The organism is Rhizobium sp. NZLR1 (assembly GCF_017357385.1).
GTDB lineage: Bacteria > Pseudomonadota > Alphaproteobacteria > Rhizobiales > Rhizobiaceae > Rhizobium.
In genome coordinates, this window is sequence record NZ_CP071632.1 from 2,931,855 (window position 1) to 2,957,095 (window position 25,241).

Annotated in this window: 25 protein-coding genes, 1 tRNA gene and 3 pseudogenes; 12 read left to right on the top strand and 17 right to left on the bottom strand. The window is 61.1% G+C overall.

All coding sequences use genetic code 11. The features are described 5' to 3' along the window. Positions 1–9: 9 nt before the first annotated feature. Entirely contained in the window at positions 10–540 is a 531-nt protein-coding gene (locus tag J3O30_RS14605) for a gamma carbonic anhydrase family protein (protein ID WP_207581011.1), read from the top strand. A 148-nt stretch (positions 541–688) separates the two neighbouring features. Here J3O30_RS14605 and J3O30_RS14610 read toward each other — a convergent pair whose 3' ends face one another. After that, a complete protein-coding gene (locus J3O30_RS14610; RefSeq protein WP_207581012.1) occupies positions 689–1,090 on the bottom strand; it encodes a hypothetical protein in 402 nt (133 codons plus the stop codon). Between the two features lie 332 nt (positions 1,091–1,422). On the opposite strand from J3O30_RS14610, the pseudogene J3O30_RS33740 reads away from it, so the two are divergent. Then, positions 1,423–1,783, top strand: a pseudogene (locus J3O30_RS33740) (hypothetical protein). Positions 1,784–1,794: 11 nt separating this feature from the next. Here J3O30_RS33740 and J3O30_RS14620 read toward each other — a convergent pair. After that, positions 1,795–2,193, bottom strand: a complete 399-nt coding sequence (locus tag J3O30_RS14620) for an ester cyclase (RefSeq protein WP_207581013.1) — start codon at positions 2,191–2,193, stop codon at positions 1,795–1,797. A 334-nt stretch (positions 2,194–2,527) separates the two neighbouring features. Further along, a complete protein-coding gene (locus tag J3O30_RS14625) occupies positions 2,528–3,103 on the bottom strand; it encodes a transglutaminase-like cysteine peptidase (protein WP_207581014.1) in 576 nt (191 codons plus the stop codon). A 191-nt stretch (positions 3,104–3,294) separates the two neighbouring features. Between J3O30_RS14625 and J3O30_RS14630 the strand changes: the two genes are divergently transcribed. Continuing rightward, the gene (locus J3O30_RS14630; protein ID WP_207581015.1) at positions 3,295–4,470 is read left to right on the top strand and encodes a hypothetical protein; all 1,176 of its coding nucleotides are present in this window, start codon (positions 3,295–3,297) and stop codon (positions 4,468–4,470) included. Positions 4,471–4,737: 267 nt separating this feature from the next. Here the strand turns inward: J3O30_RS14630 and J3O30_RS14635 are convergent, their stop codons facing one another. From J3O30_RS14635 to znuC, 3 genes are read right to left on the bottom strand one after another with little or no spacing between them, the layout of a single operon-like run. Then, a complete protein-coding gene (locus J3O30_RS14635; RefSeq protein WP_207581016.1) occupies positions 4,738–5,136 on the bottom strand; it encodes a Fur family transcriptional regulator in 399 nt (132 codons plus the stop codon). Then, on the bottom strand, positions 5,133–5,948 hold the full coding sequence (gene znuB / locus J3O30_RS14640) for a zinc ABC transporter permease subunit ZnuB (RefSeq protein ID WP_207581017.1): 816 nt from the start codon (positions 5,946–5,948) through the stop codon (positions 5,133–5,135). Before znuB ends, J3O30_RS14635 begins: the two co-directional genes overlap by 4 nt. Beyond that, positions 5,941–6,864: a metal ABC transporter ATP-binding protein gene (znuC, locus tag J3O30_RS14645; protein ID WP_207581018.1), complete on the bottom strand. Its 924-nt coding sequence runs from the start codon at positions 6,862–6,864 to the stop codon at positions 5,941–5,943. Before znuC ends, znuB begins: the two co-directional genes overlap by 8 nt. A 102-nt stretch (positions 6,865–6,966) precedes the next feature. Here znuC and J3O30_RS14650 point away from each other — a divergent pair, with 102 nt between their 5' ends. The 3 genes from J3O30_RS14650 (at position 6,967) to J3O30_RS14660 (ending at position 9,466) form a co-directional block, all read left to right on the top strand. After that, a complete protein-coding gene (locus J3O30_RS14650) occupies positions 6,967–7,977 on the top strand; it encodes a zinc ABC transporter substrate-binding protein (RefSeq protein WP_281438235.1) in 1,011 nt (336 codons plus the stop codon). A 119-nt stretch (positions 7,978–8,096) separates the two neighbouring features. After that, positions 8,097–9,302 carry a GTP-binding protein gene (locus tag J3O30_RS14655; RefSeq protein ID WP_207581019.1) on the top strand — a complete coding sequence of 402 codons (1,206 nt, stop codon included), beginning with the start codon at positions 8,097–8,099 and terminating at the stop codon, positions 9,300–9,302. Then, positions 9,299–9,466: a hypothetical protein gene (locus J3O30_RS14660; protein WP_207581020.1), complete on the top strand. Its 168-nt coding sequence runs from the start codon at positions 9,299–9,301 to the stop codon at positions 9,464–9,466. Before J3O30_RS14655 ends, J3O30_RS14660 begins: the two co-directional genes overlap by 4 nt. A 269-nt stretch (positions 9,467–9,735) precedes the next feature. On the opposite strand, the gene J3O30_RS14665 is transcribed toward J3O30_RS14660, so the two are convergent. Beyond that, positions 9,736–10,062, bottom strand: coding sequence for an RcnB family protein (locus tag J3O30_RS14665; protein WP_207581021.1), 327 nt, complete (start codon positions 10,060–10,062; stop codon positions 9,736–9,738). 316 nt (positions 10,063–10,378) lie between these two features. Here J3O30_RS14665 and J3O30_RS14670 point away from each other — a divergent pair, with 316 nt between their 5' ends. Together J3O30_RS14670 and J3O30_RS14675 are read left to right on the top strand one after the other, a co-directional pair. Then, positions 10,379–10,762: a VOC family protein gene (locus J3O30_RS14670; protein WP_207581022.1), complete on the top strand. Its 384-nt coding sequence runs from the start codon at positions 10,379–10,381 to the stop codon at positions 10,760–10,762. 183 nt (positions 10,763–10,945) lie between these two features. Continuing rightward, positions 10,946–12,277 (top strand): hemolysin family protein, encoded by a 1,332-nt coding sequence (locus J3O30_RS14675; protein WP_207581023.1) that lies wholly within the window; start codon positions 10,946–10,948, stop codon positions 12,275–12,277. Positions 12,278–12,368: 91 nt separating this feature from the next. Here the strand turns inward: J3O30_RS14675 and chrA are convergent, their stop codons facing one another. Both chrA and J3O30_RS14685 read right to left on the bottom strand, forming a co-directional pair. After that, complete coding sequence (gene chrA / locus J3O30_RS14680; RefSeq protein ID WP_207581024.1) at positions 12,369–13,790, bottom strand: chromate efflux transporter; 1,422 nt, start codon at positions 13,788–13,790, stop codon at positions 12,369–12,371. Position 13,791: 1 nt separating this feature from the next. Beyond that, positions 13,792–14,607 carry a chromate resistance protein ChrB domain-containing protein gene (locus tag J3O30_RS14685; protein ID WP_207581025.1) on the bottom strand — a complete coding sequence of 272 codons (816 nt, stop codon included), beginning with the start codon at positions 14,605–14,607 and terminating at the stop codon, positions 13,792–13,794. A gap of 314 nt (positions 14,608–14,921) precedes the next feature. Between J3O30_RS14685 and J3O30_RS14690 the strand changes: the two genes are divergently transcribed. Beyond that, on the top strand, positions 14,922–15,233 hold the full coding sequence (locus J3O30_RS14690) for a hypothetical protein (protein ID WP_207581026.1): 312 nt from the start codon (positions 14,922–14,924) through the stop codon (positions 15,231–15,233). A gap of 252 nt (positions 15,234–15,485) precedes the next feature. Here J3O30_RS14690 and J3O30_RS14695 read toward each other — a convergent pair whose 3' ends face one another. From J3O30_RS14695 to J3O30_RS14725, 7 genes and pseudogenes are all read right to left on the bottom strand, one after another. Further along, positions 15,486–15,788: a hypothetical protein gene (locus J3O30_RS14695; protein ID WP_207581027.1), complete on the bottom strand. Its 303-nt coding sequence runs from the start codon at positions 15,786–15,788 to the stop codon at positions 15,486–15,488. A gap of 60 nt (positions 15,789–15,848) precedes the next feature. Further along, on the bottom strand, positions 15,849–16,145 hold the full coding sequence (locus J3O30_RS14700) for a hypothetical protein (RefSeq protein ID WP_207581028.1): 297 nt from the start codon (positions 16,143–16,145) through the stop codon (positions 15,849–15,851). A gap of 154 nt (positions 16,146–16,299) precedes the next feature. Further along, positions 16,300–16,375: transfer RNA gene (locus tag J3O30_RS14705), tRNA-Lys, on the bottom strand. A 221-nt stretch (positions 16,376–16,596) separates the two neighbouring features. Beyond that, positions 16,597–17,508 carry a PhzF family phenazine biosynthesis protein gene (locus J3O30_RS14710; protein ID WP_207581029.1) on the bottom strand — a complete coding sequence of 304 codons (912 nt, stop codon included), beginning with the start codon at positions 17,506–17,508 and terminating at the stop codon, positions 16,597–16,599. 235 nt (positions 17,509–17,743) lie between these two features. Beyond that, positions 17,744–18,514 carry an NUDIX hydrolase gene (locus J3O30_RS14715; protein WP_207581030.1) on the bottom strand — a complete coding sequence of 257 codons (771 nt, stop codon included), beginning with the start codon at positions 18,512–18,514 and terminating at the stop codon, positions 17,744–17,746. An 8-nt stretch (positions 18,515–18,522) separates the two neighbouring features. Next, complete coding sequence (locus J3O30_RS14720) at positions 18,523–19,632, bottom strand: endonuclease/exonuclease/phosphatase family protein (protein WP_207581031.1); 1,110 nt, start codon at positions 19,630–19,632, stop codon at positions 18,523–18,525. Positions 19,633–20,193: 561 nt separating this feature from the next. Further along, positions 20,194–20,712 (bottom strand): annotated as a pseudogene (locus J3O30_RS14725) (TOBE domain-containing protein); the annotation flags it as partial. 144 nt (positions 20,713–20,856) lie between these two features. On the opposite strand from J3O30_RS14725, the gene J3O30_RS14730 reads away from it, so the two are divergent. Beyond that, entirely contained in the window at positions 20,857–21,915 is a 1,059-nt protein-coding gene (locus tag J3O30_RS14730; protein WP_207581032.1) for an aldo/keto reductase, read from the top strand. A 293-nt stretch (positions 21,916–22,208) separates the two neighbouring features. Here the strand turns inward: J3O30_RS14730 and J3O30_RS14735 are convergent, their stop codons facing one another. Beyond that, the gene (locus J3O30_RS14735; protein ID WP_207581033.1) at positions 22,209–23,429 is read right to left on the bottom strand and encodes a PLP-dependent aminotransferase family protein; all 1,221 of its coding nucleotides are present in this window, start codon (positions 23,427–23,429) and stop codon (positions 22,209–22,211) included. Positions 23,430–23,741: 312 nt separating this feature from the next. Here J3O30_RS14735 and J3O30_RS14740 point away from each other — a divergent pair, with 312 nt between their 5' ends. Then, positions 23,742–24,842, top strand: coding sequence for a branched-chain amino acid aminotransferase (locus J3O30_RS14740; protein ID WP_207581034.1), 1,101 nt, complete (start codon positions 23,742–23,744; stop codon positions 24,840–24,842). A gap of 66 nt (positions 24,843–24,908) precedes the next feature. Beyond that, a pseudogene (locus J3O30_RS14745) lies at positions 24,909–25,127 on the top strand (PIN domain-containing protein); the annotation flags it as partial. Between the last annotated feature and the right edge of the window lie 114 nt (positions 25,128–25,241).

A 25,241-nucleotide genomic window follows, 5' to 3' on the forward strand; every position in this document is an offset into this window, starting at 1 on the left:
GAGCGAGCCATGCCCGTCTATGCGCTCGGCGGATCAACGCCGAAACTTGCCGCTGCCGGCCTCTATTGGATCGCACCGGATGCCAATATTATCGGCGAGATCGAGCTCGGCGAGAATGTCGGCGTCTGGTTCGGCGCCGTGCTGCGCGGCGACAACGAGAAGATCACCATCGGCGAAGGCACCAACATCCAGGAAGGTGTGATGGCCCATACCGACATGGGCTTCCCGATGACAACAGGCAAAGGCTGCACCATCGGCCACCACGCCATCCTCCACGGCTGCACGCTCGGAGACAACGTGCTGATCGGCATGGGCGCCACCATTCTGAATGGCGCGAAGATTGGCGACAACTGCCTTGTTGGCGCCAATGCGCTGGTGACCGAAGGCAAGCAATTCCCCGATAATTCCCTCATCGTCGGAGCACCCGCCCGCGTCGTGCGTGTGCTCGACGAGGCGGCAATCGAAGCCATCCGCCGCTCGGCGGAAAACTACATCGCCAACTGGCAACGCTTCGCCCGCGATCTCAAGCAGATCGGGTGATCGGGCCGGCAGAATCGGGGAACACGTGCTTGAGTTTCGGCGAAAGCGGCTGATTGCGCGACGCCTCTGCATCCCGCATTCTGGATGTCAGAGAAGTTCCGCCATTGCCGCAATGACGGCCCGAGGCTGATTTCGTTGAAAAACCGCCTTATTCGGCAGCTTCGAGAAACTGGCTGTTTCGTGAGGAAGAGGCAAGCGCCTGAACCCTGGCTTCCGCCTTGGCGATCAGCTGATAGAATTCGTCCTGCGCTTCGACATCCAGTTGAATGACGGCATTGACGTCATCGGGCGTATCGCAAACGCAGGCGATTGCCGAAATGGGACAGATGCCGCCTGGGTAACGCTTGCCGGTTCCGGTATAGGCGCGACGGCCCCAACGCTCGGAATAAACCGTCTCTTCTCGCTCGAGATGCAGGATTGTTCCCTTGCAGGCGGTCACAATGGCCGCCTTGCCGTAAGCGAACCAATGATAGTTCAGCTTCCGGAGAATATATTTGCCGGTGATATCCTCGCCAGCCAGTTCGGCAGGGTTTTCAATCATTCTGATCATGAAGGCTTCCCTCAACGTTTTCAGAATATCCTTCATCTCTGCTTACGCGACAAGTCAAAAAACGCTGCTTTTGGAGACACTTAGTCACAAAGTGTTTCCGATTCTTACATAAATCATTCGTTGGGCCGTGTGTCGGGTACACAATTCCTCGTCGAATTTGCCGTACCTGCACTCGATTTCGGCATTGTTCGAGGTGGCGGCGACGTCACTGTCCCCTTGTGTTTTTCTGCCTGGGCTCGATATGTCTCCCTGACTGGTCCGAAGACCGTTCCGTTTTTTCCTCCCAGAAAACGACCGCTGTTTCGCCAAATTGCCACCAGCAGGAGAATTTCATGGTCGACGCGATCAACCCCATCTCCGCCACCGCCCCGTCCGAACCCACTAAGGTCGGCACCAGCACATCGATCGGCTCCGAACCCGACAATGCCTGGGTCGCCAGCCCGCCAGTCGCAGATCACCGCCGATCAGATGGCACTCAAGAAGGAAACCGAAAGCGATTTCATCCCGCACGCGAATCTGATCGTCCACGACGAGGAGAACTCACAGAAGCGGTTTGCGCACGCGGCATCGGAAGAAGGGGAAGAAGCTGGGCATCAAGCGGAGCAACCGGTCTTGTCAGGCGAAAGCGAGCGGATCGGCACCCGCAATTTCGACGACGACACCCCGTTCGGAGAGCGCGTCGTCATCGTCTGATGTCCGCGCAATTACCGCTCGCCCTGAAGCTGAGCTTCGATGGCCACCTTGTCGACCACCGACCAGACCTCGACGATCTTTCCGTCGCGAAATTCGTAGATGACGTTCTCGGCGAAGGTCACTCGCCTGCCGTTCACATCGATGCCGAGGAATTCTCCCTTGGGCGTGCAGTCGAAGCTCAGCCGGCACGCTAGGTAAGGCGGGTCAACGACTAGCATTAGCACATTGAAACAAAGGTCCGGAATATCATCGAAATCGCGCTCCAGCATGGCGATGTAACCCGACAACCCGATCTGTCGCTCGTTGTGAATCGCGTCGCGGGCGACGAACTGCCCGAGGTTCGGCCAGTCCTGCCTGTTGAGGCAGGCGATGTAGTCGCGATAGAGATCCACAAGTTTGGTTTTCGTCATGGTTCGTTCCAGGCTTGGCAACAGCTCGGCGGTGAAGATAGTGCCGGAACCGGTGCTTGTCAGCGGCGAGCGCGCCCTTTCGAAGCGCGGCGCCCTCTGACGCCAGCGCTGAACGGCTCTCATCGAGTTACCTGAGCTCCCTTGTGTTTTGCCGCTTCGGCTCACTCACGAGTTTGAAGGAGCCAATATTGCCGCGCCCTCTTCGCCCGAGGAACGGCAGGCCTGGTCTCTTGCAGGAGACTTCCCAGTCTGCGAGACGGGACCATTCGCGGCCGAGCCTGGGCGGTCGGCGTTAGGCACCTTGGCGATGCGATTGAACGACGACGCGTCTGGTTCAGGAGAACTCACCTGCGCGAGGACCAGCAAGCGTCACGCGCCAGCCCGTTCGCGATTGGAAATCCTGCGTGGCCAGAAACGTATAGCCGGTTATGCGCCAGGGCTTCACGGCGCTGGTCAGATTATCCAGCACAAAATCGCCGCCGTCCGTCCGGGCAATGAGAACGACATGGTTTTGATCATGCGGTCCGATGACCACGGAAAGCGCCAACCGGTTCGAGGGAAACCCAGCCTCGATCAGGTCCTTCATCTTCTGGAGGGCGTAGTCCTCACAGTCGCCACGGCCGGCGACCGGTAGTGACCAAACATCCTTGGATCCGGATGAGGGGCGATCTTCTGCGGGAATGATGCGTCCATTTACAGCACGATTGACCTTTTGAAGAAGCGCCATGCCTGCCGCGTCGTTCAGCTGTTGCGCCGCCATCCTGCCGCACAGCCATTTGTACTTGGCGCAGGCTGCGCCGAATCCCACAGGTGCGCCGATGCTTCTCGTCACAGGTAGCGATGACCCGGCAACAGCCTGAAAAGCCAGGAGAATGAATGAGATAGCAGCAAGAGAAAAGAGACGCGCCATAGCGGATTCCCCTTATTTGTATCGTCACGATAACAGAGTCGGTATAAAAATTTATTAAAATTTTATACTTACGAATTTAACCTTATTATATAACTGACACAGATTAACTATTGTTTATTCTTAACGTTAGTTGATCGTTAGTATACGAACTCTCTCCATTAACATTCGGTTAACCTTGGGAGACGGTTGAAATGATCAGCAGAGCATCGAAATTGGGCATTGCCTTAGCTTCGCTTCTGGCAAGCAGCAGCTTGGCAACCGCAGCCCCGGCAGTGGTTAACTGCAACAGCGCAGTTCGCGGCACACTCGAATACAGGCTGTGCATGCCGACCAAATCAATTCCGGCCGGCAGCAAGTTCAGCCCGAGAGATAGCGACCCCAGCAGCCAGGGCACCGGCAGCGGCAAGAAAACATCGAGCACCGGGTCGACTGCCGAAAACAGCGGCAACCAGGTTGCTGACGGTGGCGGAAACGATACCGGCGGCGGAGATGACACCGGCGATGGCAAGGACCACGATCACCACGGCGGCAAAGACCACGATCATCACGGCGACAAGGACCACGATCATCACGGCGACAAGGACCGCGATCACCACGGCGACAAGGACCGCGATCACCACGGCGACAAGGACCGCGATCATCACGGCGACAAGGACCGCGATCATCACGACGGCGACAAGGGCAAGGATCACGGTCACGGCAAGGGCGACAAAGACGGTTCGGGCAAGAGCGACAACGGCGGCTCCGGCAAGAGTGACAACGGCGGCTCCGGCAAGAGCGACGATGGCGGCTCCGGCAAGAGCGACAATGGCGGCGCCGGCAAGAGTGACAATGGCGGCTCCGGCAAGGGCGACAATGGCGGCTCCGGCAAGGGCGACAACGGCGGCTCCGGCAAGAGTGACAATGGCGGCTCCGGCAAGGGCGACAATGGCGGCTCCGGCAAGAGCGACAATGGCGGCTCCGACAAGGGCGACAATGGCGGCTCCGGCAAGAGCGACAATGGCGGCTCCGACAAGGGCGACAATGGCGGCTCCGGCAAGAGCGACAATGGCGGCTCCGGCAAGAGCGACAATGGCGGCTCCGGCAAGAGCGACAATGGCGGCTCCGGCAAGAGCGACAATGGCGGCTCCGGCAAGAGCGACAATGGCGGCTCCGGCAAGAGCGACAATGGCGGCTCCGGCAAGAGCGACAATGGCGGCTCCGGCAAGAGCGACAATGGCGGCTCCGGCAAGAGCGACAATGGCGGCTCCGGCAAGAGCGACAATGGCGGCTCCGGCAACGGCTCCGGCAAGGGCGACAATGGCGGCTCCGGCAAGGGCGACAACGGCGGCTCCGGCAAGGGCGGCTCTGAATCCAAGCCGGACTAAGCTTATCCGCGCAGAAACGAAAAAGGTGAGGCCGGTCTCCGGCCTCGCCTTTTTGAGTCATCGCTTTGTATATCGATCGGTAGCAAGTACCGTGAGGGAACCAACGCGCGGATCGTTACCGCCGCTCGGCGAGCGCGAGCCTGCAGCCTTGCATATATGGGGGCAAACCGCGAATGCACTCTGCACAAGCGAAGGGTAATGAAGGATGCGCCGTGTAGCCCCCTCACCTACGCTCAGCGCATTTGAGGCTTGCGGGCATCCCTCGCTTCACGCCGCGCAGGTCTCGCACAATCCGCGGATCTCGATCGTCGTCTTCTCCGGCTTGAACTTCTGCCCGCGCACCCAGCTCATCAGCCGGTGGTCGACCTCGTGGTCGTGGAATTCCGTCACCTGGCCGCAGCTTTCGCAGATGGCGAAGGCGACGATGCCGTGGCTGTGGCAGTCGTCGCCGGGATGGGCACAGGCGACGAAGGAATTGATGCTTTCGAGCCGGTGCACGACGCCGTATTCGAGCAGTTTTTCCAGCGCCCGGTAGACTTGCAGCGGCGCGCGAAAACCGTGGTCGCGTAGCTTGTCAAGGATGGTATAGGCGCTGAGCGGCCCTTCGGCCTTTTCGAGCACATCAAAGACCAGCGACTGGTTCTTGGTGAGTTGCGGTGTCGTCATGAGCCTTGTCCTTGCATGACCGCGCGGTGCCGCCTGACGGGAAGCAGGCTGAACATGAAGAGGATCAGCGCCGCGACCACGATCGAGGGGCCCGACGGCGTGTCGTAGGTGAGCGAGCCGAACAGCCCGCCGACAACGGCCACAGCTCCGATAAGCGAGGAGAGCACCGCCATGATCTCCGGCGTCGCCGAAAAGCGCCGAGCCGCAGCCGCCGGAATGATCAGCAGCGAGGTGATGAGCATGATGCCGACGATCTTCATGGCGATGGCAATGACGACGGCCATCAGCAGCATAAAGAACAGCCGCGCGCGCTCCGGCTTCAGCCCCTCGGCCTCGGCAAGCTCGGCATTGACGGTTGCCGCGAGCAGCGGCCGCCAGAGCCAGGCCATTGCCACGAGCACGAAGAGCCCGCCACCCCAGATCAGCGCGATGTCGGTCGGGGAAACGGCGAGAATATCACCGAACAGGAAGGCGATGAGATCGATCCGCACCCAGCTCATGAAGGCGACCATGACCAGGCCGATTGCCAGTGTGGCATGCGAGAGGATGCCGAGCAGCGCATCGGCCGACAGCGCCTGGCGCTTCTGCAGGAAGAGCAGCAGCACCGACACGAGCGCGGCGACGGCAAAGACCGCCAGCGTCAGATTGAGTTCGAAGAGCAGCGACAGCGCGACGCCGAGCAGCGCCGAATGAGCGATCGTATCACCGAAATAGGCCATGCGCCGCCAGATGATGAAGCAGCCGAGCGGCCCCGTCGTCAGCGCCAGGCCGACGCCGGCAAGGATGGCGCGCACGAAGAAATCGTCAAGCATGGCGGCCCTCCCCACTGTGAGAATGGGCATGCGAGTGCTCATGTCCATGGTGATCGTCATGATCATGAGCGTGGTCGTGCGCATGATCGTGGTCATGCGCGTGATGTCCGTCGTCGGGGTGGCAGTGATCGGTGACCGTGCCGTCGGCATGCTGCACGCGCCCATCCGGCAGGTGCGTATGGTCGTGGTGATGGCTGTAGACGGCAAGCGTCTGCGCCGCCCGGCTGCCGAACAGGCGCACATATTCCGGGCTGCGGCTGACAGCCTCCGGCGTGCCGCGGCAGCAGACATGGCCGTTGAGGCAGATGACCGTATCGGTCTCGGCCATGACGACGTGGAGATCGTGCGAGATCAGCAGGATGCCGCAGCCAGTCGCATTGCGGATCGACTTAATAAGGTCGTAGAGCGCGATCTCGCCTGAGAAATCAACCCCCTGCACCGGCTCGTCGAGCACCAGCAGATCGGGTTTGCGGGCAATCGCGCGGGCCATCAGCGCCCGCTGGAATTCGCCGCCGGAGAGATGCTGCACCTCGGCATCAAGCATATGAGCGACGCCGGCGGATTCGAGCGCCGAAAGCATGTCACGCTCCGGCAGCGGGCCGGTCAGCGTCATCAACCGGCGCACCGAAAGCGGCAGCGTCCAGTCGATTGAGAGCTTCTGCGGGACGTAGCCCACTTTGAGGCCGGCCTTGCGCTCCACCCTGCCCTCATTGGGCTTCAACACGCCGATCGCCGCCTTGGCGCTGGTCGACTTGCCGGAGCCGTTCGGCCCGATCAGCGTGACGATCTCGCCGCGCGACACGGAAAATTCGACGCCGCGCACCAGCCAGCGGCCGTTGCGAAGGACGCCGACATTCTCAAGCGAAACCAGCGGTTCGGCCCTGATACCAGCGGGGGGCTTTGCGGGAGAGAGCATCAAATTTTCCGAAAGTGCTGTTGCGTCCTGCTATCGCACACGTTATAGCATAACGCAATTGATGTAATAACATAACAATTTGAATTCAAGCGGAGCATGCCAATGAAACGCGCCTTGGGGTCTGCCCTCAAAATGCTGGCCCTCAGAATGCCGGTTCTTGCAATCCCGGCTTTGGTAATCCCCGCTCTGTTCTTTGCCGGCACGATGCGTGCGGCGGATGCGCCTGTCGTCGTCACCTCGATCAAGCCGATCCATTCGCTGGTCTCGGCGATCATGCAAGGTGTGGGCGAGCCGGAACTGATCGTCGACGGCGCCGCCTCGCCGCACACCTACAATCTGAAGCCCTCGAACGCGCGGGCCTTGCAGGAAGCCAAGGTGATCTTCTGGGTTGGCCCCGGCCTCGAGGCCTTCCTCGAAAAACCGCTGCAGGCTCTGGGTTCGGATGCCAGCATCGCAGCACTCGACGACGCGCCCGGCCTCGTGAAGCTGCCGTTTCGCGAGGGCGGCGCATTCGAGCCGCATGACGACGGCGATGAACATAGCGAGGCCGAAGCCGCACATGGCGCCGAAGCCGACCATGATCACGACCACGGCGCCTTCGACACACATCTCTGGCTCGATCCGATGAACGCCAAGGCGATGGCCACCATGATCACCACGACGCTGGTCGCCGCCGATCCCGCCAATGCGCTGACCTATCAGGCCAATGCCAAGGCGCTGGACGACCGGCTGACGGCGCTGGACAAGGAGATCGCCGCCGCCGTCGCTCCCGTCAAGGACAAACCTTTCATCGTCTTCCACGACGCCTACCAATATTTCGAGCACCGCTACGGCATCCGCGTCGCCGGCTCGATCACCGTCAGCCCGGAAACCATCCCCGGCGCCGAGCGCGTCTCGGAAATCCACAGCAAGGTTGGCGAGCTTGGCGCAACTTGCGTCTTTGCCGAGCCGCAGTTCGAGCCGCGGCTCGTCGATGTCGTCATCGAGGGCACACGCGCCAAGTCAGCCGTGCTCGACCCCGAAGCCGCTACGCTGAAGGCCGGTCCTGATCTCTACTTCACCCTCATGCGCGGCATCGCCAACAGCATGAAGGACTGTCTCTCCAACGCATGACCACCATGCGGCGACGCGCGGAGAGAGCTGAGGCGGAAAGAGGCGGACAACCCCGTTCCGCTTTTTTTCGGCAATTCATAGGTAATGATATAACATTAATAATAATCTGATGAGGTCCCATGAACAACAGACTTCCCGTCACGGTGCTTTCAGGTTTTCTCGGCGCCGGCAAGACGACGCTACTCAACCATGTGCTCGTCAATCGCGAGGGTCTGCGCGTCGCCGTCATCGTCAACGACATGGGCGAAGTGAACATCGACGCTAGTCTGGTGCGCGATGGCGGCGCCAATCTCTCGCGCACGGAGGAGCAACTGGTCGAGATGACCAATGGCTGTATTTGCTGCACGCTGCGCGACGACCTGCTGAAGGAGGTACGCCAGCTCGCCGATCAGGGCCGCTTCGACTACCTGCTGATCGAATCCACGGGCGTCGCCGAGCCCCTGCCCGTCGCCACCACCTTCGAATTTCGCGACGAGAACGGCCAAAGCCTTTCGGACGTCGCAAGGCTCGATACGATGGCGACGGTCGTCGATGCCGCCAATCTGCTCGCCGACTACGCATCGGCCGATTTCCTCGCCGACCGCGGTGAAACGGCGGGCGACGGCGACGACAGGACCATCGTCGACCTGCTGGTCGAGCAGATCGAATTCGCCGATATCGTGGTGCTGAACAAGATCGGCACGGCAAGTGAGACGGAACACGACGCCGCGCGGAAAATCATCATCGGCCTCAACCCCGATGTGAAGCTGATCGAGGCGGATTTCGGCAAGGTGGCGCTCAAGGAGGTGCTCGGCACCGGCCGCTTCGACATATCAAAGGCGGAGACCCATCCGCTCTGGTACAAGGAACTGCACGGTTTTCGCGACTATGTGCCGGAGACCGAAGAATACGGTATCCGCTCCTTCGTCTATCGCGAGAAGCGTCCCTTCCATCCGGCAAAATTGCAAGCCCTTCTCGACAGGACATGGCCGGGCGTGGTGCGCGCCAAAGGCTTCTTCTGGTTGGCGACGCGCCCGCATCACGTCGGCGAAATCAGCCAGGCGGGCGCGATCGTCCGCACCGGCAAGATGGGTCTGTGGTGGGCATCGGTGCCGCGCGGACAATGGCCGGACGAGCCGGGCTTCCTGCGCGCCATCAGCCCCTATCTCGACCCCGTCTGGGGCGACCGTCGCCAGGAAATCGTCTTCATCGGCGCCGACCCCATGGACGAGACCTGGATCAGAAGAGAGCTCGACGCCTGTCTCGTCGAAACCGAAGTCTTCGCGCCCGAGCGCTGGCGAAACCTGCCCGACCCTTTCGCCAGCTGGAACCGCCAGGCGGCATGAAGGCAACGGCAATCAAACCCTACCGCTGCGTCTGCACGGAGTGTGATCCGTTGCCACCGATCAAGGGGCTGCATCCGTCGGCGCATGATGAGGATGTAAAGGTCGATGCCGGAAGTCCGAAGGGGTTGCTTGGCATCATCGCCGCCGTGCGCCGGAAGAATTAGCGCAGGCGTCACCTCACCCCACCCTCATCCCTGTGCTCGTCACAGGGATCCAGCCCACCCTCATCTCTGTGCTCGCTACAGGGATCCAGAGCGCCCAAGTCCTTACCGCGCGGACGCGCGGTGGCTGGATTCCTGTGACAGGAACAGGAATGAGCAGTGGGGGAAGCGATGGCGCTCTATCGAGACAAAATACCCACTCCAGCCAGGATCTCCACATTACTCCCAAAATCTGAAAGGGCGGCCGAAGCCGCCCTCCTCATATCCACCAATCAGCGACCAGCAATAATGCTGGAGATCACACCGCTGGTGACGCCGATCAGCAGGTAGTCGTTGTCGGCCCGGACCCAGCGATAGCCGCACGGCGGCGCAGCCAGCCGGTAGCGGCGGTAGTCGTTGACGTCGTGAAACCGGCGGCGCTCGCTGGCGTTGACGCGGTACCCCTTCTTCCAGTGCAGCCGGACGACCGTTTTCTCGACGATCACCTTCTTCTGCACGACGACAGGCGGACGGCGATAATCATCGGCGCTGGCTTGGGAGACAACCATCGGGGAGAGAAGGAAGGAAGCGGAAAGGAGAGCTGCAAAAATCTTTTTCATGTGGGGTTCCTCGTGTTGGGCACGGGCGAGAACTAGGCCCGAAAAGATGAACCGAAACTGAAATTTAAATTAAACTTTCGTAACGGAATCTGTAGCCTGTAGCTCGGCGCTTATATTTTAGATTAGCCTTATACGCCATGCCGAGCAGCCGTTTTATTCGAGACGTCGTGATCGGCGGAGTCCGAAGATCGGATTCGATTTTCGGAAGGATTGGGCGCAGATTCAAAATCATGGAGCGTTTCTCCGCGGACCCGATCAGGAGCTTTGCGCCGCCGGACCGTCGTGCGGGATCGCTCGATAACAATGGAGGAAACCTATGCCCGGCATCAGCATGCGTTACATCGTCGACGACGTCGACGCCGCGTTGGAATTCTATACGAAACATCTTGGCTTCTCGATTGCGCTTCACCCCGCGCCCTCCTTCGCCATCCTGACCAAGGACGGGTTTCGTCTGCTCGTCAGCGGCACGACGGGACCGGGCGGAGCTTCCCAGCCAATGCCCGACGGGCGAAAACCTGAACCCGGCGGATGGAATCGCATCCAGATCGAGGTCGGCGACCTGGAGGCGGAGGTCGCGACGCTGCGCCAGGCGGGCGCGCGTTTTCGCAACGAGATCGTGCAAGGCATGGGTGGCAAGCAGATCGTGCTCGATGATCCGGCCGGAAACCCGATCGAACTCTTCGAGGCGCCGAAGAGATGAACGCCACGGCATCGATCATGCGGTCGGCTGCGCCCTCTTGTGCACCGCATCGGGCAACCGCGCACATCATCTGACGCGGTGGGCCGGCATCGGCATCATCACTGGAAGAACGGCGGCTGCGCCTTGCTACATGTGTGCGAGCGTGTAGTTTCGGGCTAGCATCATTTCAGAGGTAGGGAAAACATGTCCGAATCCGCGGGCGGGCTCTTCGACTATGTCGGGATACTAGCCGTGCTACTTCTCGTCGCAGCCAATGGCTTCTTCGTCGCCGCCGAATTCGCGCTGGTCTCGGTGAGGCGCAGTCGTGTCACCGAACTTGCCGCGGCCGGCCGCATGAATGCCTCAGCCCTTCAGCGCGCCGTCGACAATCTCGACGCCAACCTCGCAGCCACCCAGCTCGGCATCACCATCTCGTCGCTGGCGCTGGGCTGGGTCGGCGAACCGGCGCTTGCCCACCTGGTCGAACCTCTGCTGTCCTGGCTGCCCGGACAATGGGCGACCACAGGTGCACATACCGTCGCCATCGTCATTGCCTTCGTCATCATCACAGCACTTCACATCGTGCTCGGCGAGCTTGCACCGAAAAGCCTGGCGCTTCAGCGCAGCGAAGCCACTTCGCTTGCCGTGGTGCGTCCGCTCGGGCTTTTCCTGGTGCTGTTCAAGCCGGCGATCTTTGCTCTGAACGGCATGGGGAACCTGGTTTTGCGGGGTGTGGGTCTTCGTGCCGGAACCGGGGAATCGTCGTTCCATTCGCCGCAGGAGCTCAAGCTGCTGGTCGCCGAAAGCCAGGAGGCCGGCCTTCTCAACCAGGTGCAGCAGCAGCTTGTCGAGCGAGTCTTCAACATCGGCGACAGGCCGATCTCCGACATCATGACCCCGCGTCTCGATATCGAATGGTTCGACGCCGATGACAGCGAGGCGGAGATCCTGAAAACCATCCGCGAATGCAGCCACGAACAATTGCTGGTCGCCCGCGGCTCGATCGACGAACCGATCGGCATGGTGTTGAAGAAGGATCTTCTCGACCAGGTTCTCGACGGCGGCAAGGTCCGGCCGATGGCGGTGATCAAGCAACCGCTGGTGCTGCACGAGGGCACCTCGGTCGTGCGTGTGCTCGACAGTTTCAAGGCCTCACCTGTCCGGCTCGCCATCGTTATCGACGAATATGGCAGCCTCGAAGGCATCGTCACCCAGACAGATCTGCTCGAAGCCATCGCCGGCGATCTGCCGGGATCCAATGAGGAGCCCGACATCGTCGTGCGGGAAGACGGATCGCTGTTGATCGATGCAATGATGCCGGCCTTCGACGCCTTCGAACGGCTGGGCCTGCGCGATCGCCCGGATGCGGATTTCCATACGCTTGCGGGCTTCGCGCTGCACCAGCTCCAGCATATCCCCGAAGCCGGCGAAACCTTCGTGTTCGACAGCTGGCGTTTCGAAGTGCTCGACATGGACGGCATGCGCATCGACAAGATGCTGGCTACGCGCATCCCCGCAGACGGGGTGGGAGCCTAAAGAATTTCGGTTTTTCTCCCACTCAGAAATGCTTAGTTTACTGATTTTTGCGCTATTCTGGACGCTACCGCTGCGGACCTTTGAAAGCGCTCTAGCTTACCGCCAGCGTCCAAAGCATTCCCGATATCGCACAGGCAAGCAACGTCGTGATGACCGATGTCTTGAACCGGAAGATCGCGATGGCGGCGGCGGCCGACAGCGCCATTGCCGCCGGCACGGCCGATTGCAGCACGGGGATATCGAGCCGCAGGCCGCCAAGGCGGACGGTCGCGACCTCGGCAAACAGCGTGTGCAGGCCAAACCAGATGGCGAGGTTGAGAATGACCCCGACCACAGCCGCCGTGATCGCCGACATCGCGCCGGCGAGCGCCACATTGCCGCGCAGTTTTTCGATGAACGGCGCGCCGAGGAAAATCCACAGGAAACAGGGCACGAACGTGACCCAGGTCGTCAAGATTGCCGCAAGCGTGGCGGCGAACATCGGATCGAGCGATCCGGGATTGCGGTAGGCGCCCATGAAGCCAACGAACTGAAGCACCATGATCAGCGGCCCCGGCGTCGTCTCGGCCATCCCCAGGCCATCCAGCATCTCGCCGGGTTTCAGCCAGCCGAAACGCTGCACGGCTTCCTGCGCGACATAGGCGAGCGCGGCATAGGCGCCGCCGAAGGTGACGACCGCCATCTTGCTGAAGAACAGACCGATCTCGGTGAAGACGTCGTGTGCCCCGAACGCTGCATAGAGGGCGGCGATGGGTAAAAGCCAGAGAGCAAGCAGAGCTGCCGACATACGCAGCGACCAGGCGAGATTGGGACGCGCATGATCAGGTATGCCGTCCCCGAGCGCAGACTCGGCATCCGAAAGCATCGAACCGCTCCCAGCCTTGTGGCCGCCACCCGGCCTGAAGGCGGCAAGCCCGAACCTGCCGCCGATGAAGCCGCTCATGCCGGCGGCAAGCACGATCAGCGGGAACGGCACGTGCAAGAAGAAGATAGCGACGAAGGCCACGGCCGCAATCAGGAGCATGACGTTGTTTCTGAGGGCGCGGCCGCCGATGCGGATGACGGCCTGCACGACGACGGCAAGCACCGCTGCCTTCAGCCCGAAAAACACACCGGCGACGATGCCGACGCTGCCATAAGCCGCGTAAATATAGCTGAGGCAGAGGATCGACAGGAATCCCGGCAGCACGAACAGCAGGCCGGCGACGAGACCGCCCAGCGTGCGGTGCATCAGCCAGCCGATATAGACGGCGAGTTGCTGCGCCTCGGGGCCGGGAAGCAGCATGCAATAATTCAGCGCATGCAGAAAACGATGCTCGCCGATCCATCGCTTCTCGTCGACAATGATCCGGTGCATGACGGCGATCTGGCCGGCCGGGCCACCGAAGCTCAAGGCGGCGACGCGCAGCCACACCTTGAAGGCTTCGCCGAACGAGACGCCGTGGTGATGCCCTTCTCCCGCATTTCTCTCCACCGTTTGGCCCGTAGGGCCATTGTCTGTCATCTCGGCCATCTCATGCCCTCTTCTTCGGCGCGGGCCAGTTGTGGGTTTCCTCGGTCGCGTCCCGGCACCAGCGGAAGAAGGCATCGTAGAGAAGCATTCCGGCCTCGAGCTGCTCCAGATCGTCGGAATACATCCTGGAGAGGCCGAGCGAAGCGGCAAGCAGGCCAGACGCCTCGGGCGCAAGATCGAACTTTGCGGTATCCGCCGCCCTGACGATCTGCGCCAGGCGCAGAAGCGGCTCGGACGCCAGGCCGAATTCCTCGACCATCACGTCGAAGGTGCAGAGCTCGCCGCGATGGCTCCAGAACACGCCTTCGATATCGAAGGGTACGGCGCCGAAGCGCTCGCCGACGGCACACACTTCGGGCGCCGGGACGAACAGGAAGACGGCGTCCGGATCAACGAAGCGCCGGATCAGCCAGGGACAGGCAATGCGGTCGATTTTCGGCCGCGCGCGCGTCACCCAGACGGTGCGTCCTTCAGCGTCGCGGGGCGGCAGCTTTTCATCAGGCACCGCCGCTCCGCCAGCGATCCAGGCTTCGAAGCCGCCTTCGAGGCTTTCGGCGTCGATCCCGCTATGGCGCAGATAGGCGGCCACACCATGGCTGAGCTTGCTGCCCTTTTGACAGACCACAACGACGGCATCGGCATCGATGCTGCCCGCCCAGGACGCGACCTCGGCATGGTCGCGCCGGATCGAGCCCGGAACCAGGCGCGGATCGAGTGCGAAGTCCGCCTCGGTGCGAACATCGATAATGCAAGGCGCCCCGGGGGTTCCGATGAGGCGGCTGAGTTTTTCGGCGGAAATTTCGAGAAATGACGGCATGACGCGTCCCTCCGTTGATCGGTACTATTGGACGCGATTCTTCAGCATGACGCCTCGTGGGGTGATCGCGACCCCATGGCAAAACCATGGGCAACAGACCCCGTCGTGTCAAGCGGACGCTTGCATAGAACAGAGACGCGCAACGTTCACGTCGGAGCGGCTGTGGGCAAGCAAGCCCACAAGCAGACGGCCCTGGCTGCCGATTCTGGCGGGCTGCGGCGCGGAAACCCCTGATAGCAACCGGTTCCCGGCACCTGCACGGAACAAAATGCCCACTTCGGCATTCTTCTTTCACCGAAAGAGGAGAAAGTACCATGACGTACGACCCCAATAATGCCAACGACCCGAACCGCCCGCTGAACCCAAATCTGGATCTGCGCACCACGCCTAGCCCGCGCACCAATAATACGTGGGTTGTCTGGGTCGCTGCATTGGCCGTTATCGCTGTCGCTGCATTCGCCTATTCGCAGTGGAGCACCCCCGGCACATCCCCTGATACAACAGCCTCCACGACGCAATCCGAGCCGGCGCCGGCCAAGCCGATCGCTCCGACTGACAACCCTGCAACGCCTGCACCGGCACCAGCACCGGCACCGGCTACGCCGGCGGCGCCTGCCCAGCAGTAACAGTTGCTCACTCGAAAGAAGTCGGCAAAGCGCCGGCTTCTTTCTGCCGTGGGCTCTTGAACATTGTGAAACAAACCCTATTTGAGGGATAATAAATTTGTCTCTGACGGCTGACCACGGATGTACTGGCAGCCGTTATCGAGACAGATCGAGGAAGGGTCGGTGCGAGTTTCGCCCGGCCTTTTTTCTTGAGCGGGTTACCGAAGAATGCATGCCGGTGATGACGCTGAAATCAGCGATTGAAATCGGAAATTATTTCGGGATTCTGTTATAGAAGGACTGGGGATCGTACACGCACTGGTAGTCGAGAAGGCAAATTTTGCCGTTGCCATCCCTTAACCTCGCCGTTTCGTACTTGTCGCCCAGATTGCACCTGGCCGGTGGATAACGAAAGCTGCGGCCACCCAAGCCCATGCGCACGAAAACGGCTTTGTCTTTGCGGATGATCTGGGAAAGCTCATCGCAACTATGATCCTTGGCATTGACTTCCACCGCCTCGACGGCGAGGGCTGCGGACGGAAACAACAGCGCAACGGCCAGCACAACGCTTTTCATGAAAACTCCTGAATATGCAGATATGAAGTTGAGGCATCGCACCGATTCATGCCTCAAAAGCTAAGGGAAGTTATAGGGCGACGCGGGATCGAAGACACAGACATAGTCGAGAATGCACTGCTTCCCACCCGCATCGCGAAAACTCGTCGTCGCGCGCTTGTCGCCCATGCTGCATTGCGCTGGCGGATAGCGGAAGCTGCGGCCACCGAAGCCGACGCGGACAAAGACCTTTTTATTCTGACGGATAATCTGCGCAAGCTCGCTGCAGCTATGCTCGCTTGCCTTGACCTCCTTCGCCCCAGCGGCAAAGGCCGGCAACGGCAGCAACAACGCAATGGCTAGAATGACGCTTCTCATGAACCCCTCCCACTTATGAGAGAGCAAATAGGGCGCTGGGATCGACGCTGCCAGACCTGCGGACAGCCCGACCATGCCGCCCAGTCCGGAACAGTCTCCGGCAGGCCGGAAAACCCGGCCTGAATTCAAATAATTCAATATTATCAAGAGATTTTGGTGGGTGATGTAGGGCTCGAACCTACGACCCGCTGATTAAGAGTCAGCTGCTCTACCAACTGAGCTAATCACCCGTTCGCGCTTGGTTGCGCGGTGTGACGGGGCGTATAAACAGGATCGGCAGGCTTGTCCAGCACATCGGCGAATTTTCTTTGGTTAATCGCGAAGATTTTTCGGCATCGCTGCAATGCAGCGCGCAACCCCGACCATCGGAACCGATTTTCGGCAAGGATTATGCGCAGATTCAAAGCGATAAGGCGTTCTTAGCTATCGGACGCGCGGCGCTCTGGTGAAATCAAAGGTCGAGCGTGCCGCTGGCCAGTCGCACCGCCTGGCCGCCGATCCGCGCATTGGAAATCGCCCCGCCGTCGACATCGATATGCAGGTGGATGAAGGATGGCCGACCCATCTCGACGCCCTGCTCGATCATGATCGGGTGATGCCCGTCCGTCAGCCGGTCGAAATGGTGGATGGCACCGGAGAGTGCTGCCGCCGCCGAGCCGGTGGCCGGGTCTTCGACGATCCCCATGCCGCTTGCGAACATGCGCGCATGGAACTTCGCCACGTGGTTGACGCCGCCGCGGCAATACACATAGGCCGAGGCAAGCGCACCGTCGACGAAGGGCACGATCTTTTCCCAGAGCTGCGGATCGAATTCCACCCGCTGCGCGGCTCCGACATCGTGCACCGGGATGAGCAGGAAGGGAACGCCGGCGCTCCAGACCGAGGGCACGTGATTTTCGAAGCCGATCTCGGTCACCTTCAGCGACAGCGCATCGGCCATGCCGAGTTTGTCGAGCGGCATGATGGCCGGCTGCGATTTACGCGGCAGGTCGAATTCCGCAAAACTCGCCTCGCCCTCCCTAAGCCGCACGGCGCAGCGCACCGGCCCGACATTTTCCTCAAGCACCGTAACGAGATCGAGCGTCGCAGCGCCATGCGCCCGCTCGGCCAGCGCCACCGCCGTACCGACCGTCGGATGGCCCGCAAACGGCAGTTCGCGCCCGGGCGTGAATATCCTGAGCTTCGCCGCATAGGCGGGATTGCTCGAAGGCTGCACGAACACCGTTTCGGAGAGATTGATCTCCCGGGTGATCGCCTGCATCGCCTCGTCGCTGAGATCGTCGCCGTCGAAGATCACCGCCAGCGGGTTGCCCGCAAGCTTTCGATCGGTGAACACGTCATAGACGCTGTAGCTTCGCGCCACATCGGCCTCCTTGAATCGGTCATCGCGCCGCCAACCTGCCCGACCAAACGGCCGAGTGCAAGGCGCTAAGTCCGCATGGGTGCAAGGAGCAAAAGCTGCGGCCTGTCCTTCGAGGCTCCGGTCTTTGGCCTGGGTGCCTCAGGATGCGGGGCGTTGGAGGATGCCGCGACCTCTCTCCGACCTCATCTGAGGTGCCCCGCAGTGGCCTCGAAGGACGAGGTCGGCCTCCCGCCTCTTATGCGCCCGCCTTGCCGAAATACCAGCTAATCACCGGTAGCATCGAGATGTTATAAGGATGCGCCGAGGGGTCCGCCGAGCGGATGGCCACCGCACCGGCGATCTCCTTGTCCTCGGCGACCAGCATGTGGGCTTCGATCCGCTTCACCATCTCGTCCGCCGTCATGTCGAAGCGGAAGAGCCGCATGAGCGTTACCGTGCGTCTGGAATAGCTGGCGTAGAGCCCCGGCCCGGCCGCCGCGTCGGCGAGGTCCAGGCCTGTCTCTTCGTGGACTTCGCGGCGCATATTGGCCTCGATGTCGCAACGCCCGTCGACGATGTCCTCCTGTTCCAGCGAGCCGGCGGCGAAATAGACCTGGCCGGGATTGGCGGTGTGGGCGCCCATGCGGATCGCCACCAGCGCGCCGTCGGCGCTTTCGAGCACCGGATAGGCAAAGATATGCAGGCCGCCCTGACGCTGCGGCTGCCGGCGCCACCACATGAAAGCGGAAAAGGGAGTAACGTAGCCCTCGCCCGCAATCCCGTCTTCACTGAACGACAGCCGCTGCTGGAACACCAAGCGCCCATCGAACAGCGCCGGGTTGGCGGCCGTTTCCTTGGCCCAGTTTTCGCGGATCGCTGCCTCCTCGGCGAGGACGAAGGGATGGCTGCCGGGCAGGACGCGCAGATTAACGCCGGCGATCGGGAAAACCGTCGCCTCCGGCGGCCAGCCGGCGAAATCATCGGAAAGGTCGCTCGTCGGAAATTTCATGTTCAAATTCGTTTTCATGTTCGCTTTCAGGGGAGATCCAGTGTCATGACAACGGGGCAATGATCGGACGCTTTCGGCCTGTCCCAGCCGGTGCGCGGGTAACGTTCCACCTCCTGCCCCGGCGGGAAGATGGTGCGGTAGGGTTGGCCGCTGCGGACAATTTCCGGCAGGCGGCCGGCATTGTGGGCGGCGAGATCAGGTGAAAGCCAGAGATAATCGAGCTGGCAGAGCCACTGCTCCTGCGGCCCGCGCGCGTGATAGAGCGTCCAACGGTCGAGGGGCTCGCGGCGGCGCACGACGTTTTCGGCAAAGCCGTCATGGCTGAAAACGTCGAGTGCGCTCTCGGCCTCATCGTGGTGCTCGAAACGATAGCCGGCCCCGCGGCGGCCGATGACATCGACGCGCTCCTGATAATCGTTCATGTCGCCGCAGATGGCGAAGCTCCTCGCGCCGGCTTGATCCGCACCGAAGCGATCCTCGATGATGCGCCGCACAGCGCGCGCCTCGGCGCGGCGGATCGGCATCGTCGATTGCCGCCCGTCCAGCCCGTCGCGCGGATTGCCCATCGACTTGAAATGCACGACATAGAGCGAGAACGGCCGACCACCGATCAGAAGATCGAGTTCCAGGCAGTCGCGTTTGAAGATTTTGTCGTCGACGCGGTTGGTAAGCGCCAGCTCCTCGTCGAAGAGATCGAGATCGCGATAGGTCGTCATCGCATGGCTTCTTATACCCCTGAGCTCGATCTTCTGGCCGTCGCGCGTTTCCTCGCGCATCAGCACGGCGACATCGATGCCGCGGCTGTCATTACCCTCCACCAGATATTTCTGCCGGTAGCCGTTTCCGACCATGCGGAAGAGATAACCATATTCGAAGGCTTGAAGGGCGGCCATATTATCGATTTCCTGCAGGCAGAGGATATCGGCATCCGCATCGGCGATCGCCAACGCCGTCATCTGCCTGGTGTCGTCGGTGGCGGCGATCACCCGCGCCTGCTCAAGCTGCTGATAGACACCCTCGCTCGACACCTCGAAAAGCTTGATGACGCGGTCCTGGCGTAGCTGGTTGCGAAAGCCGGTGAAATCGAAACGGGTCAGGAGATTTTCGACATTGAAGGTGGCGAGGCGAAGCGACATGGCAGGAGTCCGGTTGCGAGCAGTACCTTAACCGGCAATCGCCGCAGGAAAAGGTGGCGCGGCCAAGAAAGTTGCGGACAAATGCCCTCTGCGCCTAGATATGGCTGGGCGGGCTTGAGGTGGCGGAGTCGTGAGGTTGGCTCGGCGCGCTATTGGAACTGCTCGATGAGCTCCCGTTGCTCGAACTGCCATGTAATTCACTTGGCTTAAACGTTCGGGTTTTCCATTCGCCATCCCGTTTCTGCGGCTGTAAAGATGGGCATCCCTGAAGCACGCTCGCGGCACTCAAAAGAACCGCCGAAAGCACGAAAACGGATCGAATACGCCTTACTTGAACTGGAATGCGAGTATGGTCCCTCAATAAACTGATTATCGCGGGGGTTTTGCTTAGTCCATTGCGTTCGTAATAACTTAGCCGTTTGCTTTACATCATGGATGGCTAGATCGAATTCGGAAGAGATATTCAATTTTTTGGCGATTCGTAAGAAGATAACCGCGATTTTCAATCTTATATTGCCGATCTTCAACTGGCTCACCGTAAAAGTCGAGACTTCCTCCATCAAGCCGCCACCCGGCGCGGATGACGACGCGCACCGCTTCACCGGGCAAGAGAGCCACGCGGCTGAAAGCGCGCAGCGTCTGGCCGTTGCCGAGCGTGAGTTTGACGGCATAGCGCTCGCCTTCGAACAGCACGGTTTCGACAACTGCCGGAGCCCCCTCGCCGCCGATGATCACATCCTCCGGCCGCACCAGGATATCGGCGCCATCGGTATTGGCCGCCTGCAGTGCATCCTGCAGCTCGTCCCACTCCAGATGGCGTTCGCTTCCCATGACCGGCAGCGTAAGGACGGCCCCTCGCCCGATCAGCCCTCCGACAACATGCCCCTCCGGCCGTGCGTAGATCTCGGCCGGCGGCGCCACCTGCAGCAGGCGGCCTTCGGACATCACGGCGACGTCGGTTGCCAGCGCCATCGCCTCGCTCTGGTCGTGGGTGACGTAGATCATTGTCGCGCCGGAGCGCTGGTGAAACTCGCGAAAAGTCTCCTCCATCTCCTGTTTCAGATGCTGGTCGAGATTGGCGAAGAGACCGTTTGATGATCCTCGCTTGGAATTAATTGAAAGCGTAAGCTAACGCGAGCGCTTCACGCAGGCGTGAACGCCCGGCCATTGCCATCGAGCCGCTTTGCGGTACGTCAATCATTTTTCGATGAAGGAGGAGTTTCAATGGAATATCGTTCGCTCGGCCGTTCCGGCCTGAAGATCTCCACATTGACCATGGGCACAATGACCTTCGGCGGCGTCGGATGGGCGAAGACCGTCGGTGACCTCGGCGTCTCGGAGGCGCGCAAGATGATCGATATGTGCATCGATGCCGGCATCAACCTGATCGACACCGCCAATGCTTATTCCAATGGTGAATGCGAAAACATCATCGGCGATGTGCTCTCCGGCAAACGGCCGCAAGGCGTGCTGCTGGCCACCAAGGCCCGTTTCGGCATGGGTGACGGCCCGAACGATCAGGGCCTGTCGCGCTACCACCTGATCAGGGAATGCGAAGCGAGCCTCAAACGCCTGAAGACCGATGTCATCGACCTCTACCAGGTGCATGAATGGGACGGCCAGACGCCGCTCGAAGAGACGATGGAAGCCCTCGACACCCTGATCAAGCAGGGCAAGGTGCGTTACGTCGGCTGCTCGAACTATTCCGGCTGGCACATCATGAAGGCGCTTGGCATTGCCAACGAGCACCGCTACCAGCGCTTCGTCAGCCAGCAGATCCATTATACGCTGGAAGCCCGCGACGCCGAATACGAGTTGCTGCCGATCGCAATCGACCAGGGCCTCGGCGTGCTGGTCTGGAGCCCGCTTGCCGGCGGCCTGCTTTCCGGCAAGCATCGCCGCAACCAGGCTGCTCCCGAAGGCACGCGCCAGTTCGCCGGCTGGACCGAACCGCCGATCCGCGACGAAAACCGCCTCTGGAATATTGTCGAGACGCTGGTCGCGATCGGCGAGGAACGTGGCGTCTCAGCCGCCCAGGTGGCGCTCGCATGGCTGATCGGCCGCAAGGCAGTGACCTCGGTCATCATCGGCGGCCGCACCGACGCCCAGTTCCGCGACAACATCGCCGCCGCCGAACTGACGCTCACGGGCGAGGAGCGCAAGCGCCTCGACGCCGTCAGCCTGCCGCCGGTGATCTATCCCTATTGGCATCAGCTGAACACGGTCAGCGACAGGCTCGGTGAAGCCGATCTCGAGCTTTTCGGCCCGCATCTTCAGCGATAGGCGATCATGACGGCGCCGTGGTCGACCGCGTCGGCTACGGCAAGAGCGAAACGGCGAACGAAGGCTGGACGACGATCTTCTGATTGGCGCTGGCTGGCTGCTCCCCCTTCTCCCCACCGGGGAGAAGGGGGCCCGAAGGGTCGGATGAGGGGGCCACACGGCGGGCCTTTGCTTGCCTTCGCTTGCGCTCGGCGCATTCGCGGCGTTCGCCGCTCACCCCCTCATCTGCCTGCCGGCATCTTCTCCCCAGCTCGCGCGCACGCCACGCCCACCCTCGCCGCAACCTGCAGCGATCAGCCGCCGATCTCGGCCGCAATCAGCGCGCCCAGGCGACCGATGCCGTCCTCGATCATCTGCTCGTTGGCGCACGAGAAGCTGACGCGGAAGGTGTTGGCGCCCGAACCATCGGCGAAGAAGGCCTTGCCGGGCACGAAGGCGACCTTGGCGGTTTCGAGCGATTTCGCCAACAGCTTGGCGCCGTCCATGCCTTCCTGCAGTGTGATCCAGATGAACATGCCGCCTTCCGGCTTCGTCCAGCTGGTGCCCTTGGGCATATATTTCTCGAGCGCCGCCAGCATGCAGTCGCGGCGACGGCTGTAGGTGGCCTTGATCTTGGCGACCTGGGCATCGAAGCCGCGCTCGGCGACATCGGCAATTGCCATCTGGTTGATCGTCGAAGAATGCAGGTCGGCCGCCTGCTTCATCAGCACCAGCTTGCGGATGACGGGGGCATTTGCGACGACGAAGCCGACGCGAAGGCCGGGCGCCAGCGTCTTCGAGAAGCTGCCGCAATAGATCGTGCGCGTATCGTTGATATGCCCCTTCTCGGCGATCTCCAGCGCCAGGATCGGCGGGATCGGGTCGCCGTCGTAACGCAACGACTGATAGGCGGCGTCTTCGATGACGGCGATCTCAAGTTCTTCGGCCAGCGCCAAAACCTTCCGGCGGCCATCGAGATCGACCGTTTCGCCGGTCGGGTTGGAGAAGTCGGCGGAGAGATAGGCGAACTTCACCTTCCCGCCGGCTGCCGCTGCGGCCGCGCGGTAGGAGTCCGGCGTTCGGTTGCCGTTCGGCGTTAGCTGGTCGTAGGCCGGCTCATAGGCGTTGAAGGCCTGCAGCGCGCCAAGATAGGTCGGCCATGTCACCAGCGCGGTATCGTTCGGCGACAGGAACAACTTGCCGAGATAATCGAGGCCCTGCTGCGAGCCGGAGACGATGAAGACATTGTCGAGTTCGCAGGGAATGCCGAGATCGGCCATCTGCCGGACCAGCCATTCGCGCAGCGGCTTGTAACCCTCGCTGACCGAATATTGCAGCGCCGAATTGACGGCAGCGCCATCGAAGATGTCGGCATAGGCCTGCTTAAATTCCTGATCGGGAAACAGCGCCGGATCCGGAATGCCGCCAGCAAAGGAAATGATATCGGGCCGGTCGAGAAGCTTCAGGAGCTCGCGGATCTCGGATGCGCGCATGCGCGACGAGCGCGACGCAAACATGGTGTCCCAGTTCAGCATGGGGTTTCCTCGTATTTTCTATTCCCTGCAGCAGACCATGCCGGGGAATTTATGTCAACAATACTGACCTATTTTCTTGTCATGGTGACATGTTGGAATCTTATATTTAAAAGCCTTTGATGTTCGGGATTTCACTTGATGTAGCCGCCATCCGACGTCGAAGGCATCGGTTGCGAATTTGCTGCTCGACGTCAGCCACATCAAACGGTTATTCCTCTGATCAAAGTCGAAACTGGCTGATTCAGACCCTTTCAAGACCTACTCGGCGGCGGTAGTGTCGCCACTATTCAATTTACTATCAAGGTGCCAGAAATGACCGTAACGTCAGCCTCCCCTGAAATCAAAATCGAACTCCACAAGTCTCCCGTCTCGGACGCCGATCGCATCCAGGCACTCGAGACTCCCGGTTTCGGCAAGCTCTTCACGGATCATATGGTCCTGGCACGATGGACTGCCGAAGATGGCTGGCACGACGCAAAGGTTGCGCCGAGACGGCCCCTGGAGCTCGATCCTGCGAGCGCCGTGCTGCACTATGCTCAGGAAATCTTCGAGGGCATGAAAGCCTACAAGGCGGATGATGGCCGGATTCTGCTCTTTCGGCCTGAAGAGAACGCACGCCGCTTCGCGCAGTCGGCGACCCGCATGGCGATGCCTCCTGTGCCCGAAGAACTCTTCCTGAAGGCGGTCGAAGAGCTGGTCCGCGTTGACAAGGCCTGGATTCCGTCCGGCGACGCCAGCCTGTACCTTCGCCCCTTCATGTTCGCCAACGAGGCGTTTCTCGGCGTTCGTCCGGCTCAGGAATATGTCTTCTGCATCATCGCCTCTCCGGTCGGCGCCTACTTCAAGGGCGGCGCAAAGGCGGTTTCCCTATGGGTCGAGACCGAATACACACGTGCAGCCGCCGGCGGCACCGGCGCTGCAAAATGCGGCGGAAACTACGCAGCCAGCCTCGTGGCGCAAGCCGAGGCGACCAAAAAGGGTTGCGATCAGGTGGTCTTCCTGGACGCCGCAGAGCATCGCTGGGTCGAAGAACTCGGCGGCATGAACGTCTTCTTCGTGATGAACGATGGATCAGTGGTGACCCCGCCCCTTGGCGGCACGATCCTGCCGGGCATCACCCGGGCTTCCGTGATCGTGCTCGCCGAAGAAAAGGGCTTGCGCGTCGAGCAGCGCCCCTACTCGTTCGCGGAATGGCAAGACGACGCTGCCAGTGGCAGGCTCGTCGAAGCGTTCGCTTGCGGCACTGCCGCCGTCCTGGCGGGCATCGGCCTGGTTCGACATGCCGGCGGCGAGTTTCTGGTCGGAGACGGACAGACCGGCAAGTTGACCAGCGAACTGCGCCAACAACTCGTCAGCCTGCAAAAGGGCGTAACGAACGATGCGCACGGCTGGACGCGCCTGATCCCGACCTGAACTTCGGACGTTCCACGCGAACGGCGGCGTCAACACCGACAGGGTGGGCGCCGCTGTCCGTCGCCCGCCATCGACAGCTTCATCGCCTATACCGCGAGATGCATGTTGGTGCCCCTCGACACGACGCTTGCCCACCGTGCCGCGGAGATATCGGCAGCCCTCAAACTTGCCACCGCTGATGCGATCATTTACGCGACGGCCGAGCACCATGATGCAGATATTCTGACCTGCGACGCCCATTTCAAGGATTTCGAGCGGGTCGTCTCCATCGATAAAAAAGACTGACCTTGGTGTGACCCAAGTGTTCGACGGCGGCGCTCAACGCTTCTATGATAAAGTGGGAAATGGTAATCTGGCATCGGGGACGCCGACACCGGCATGGACGGACGGCACTGAATT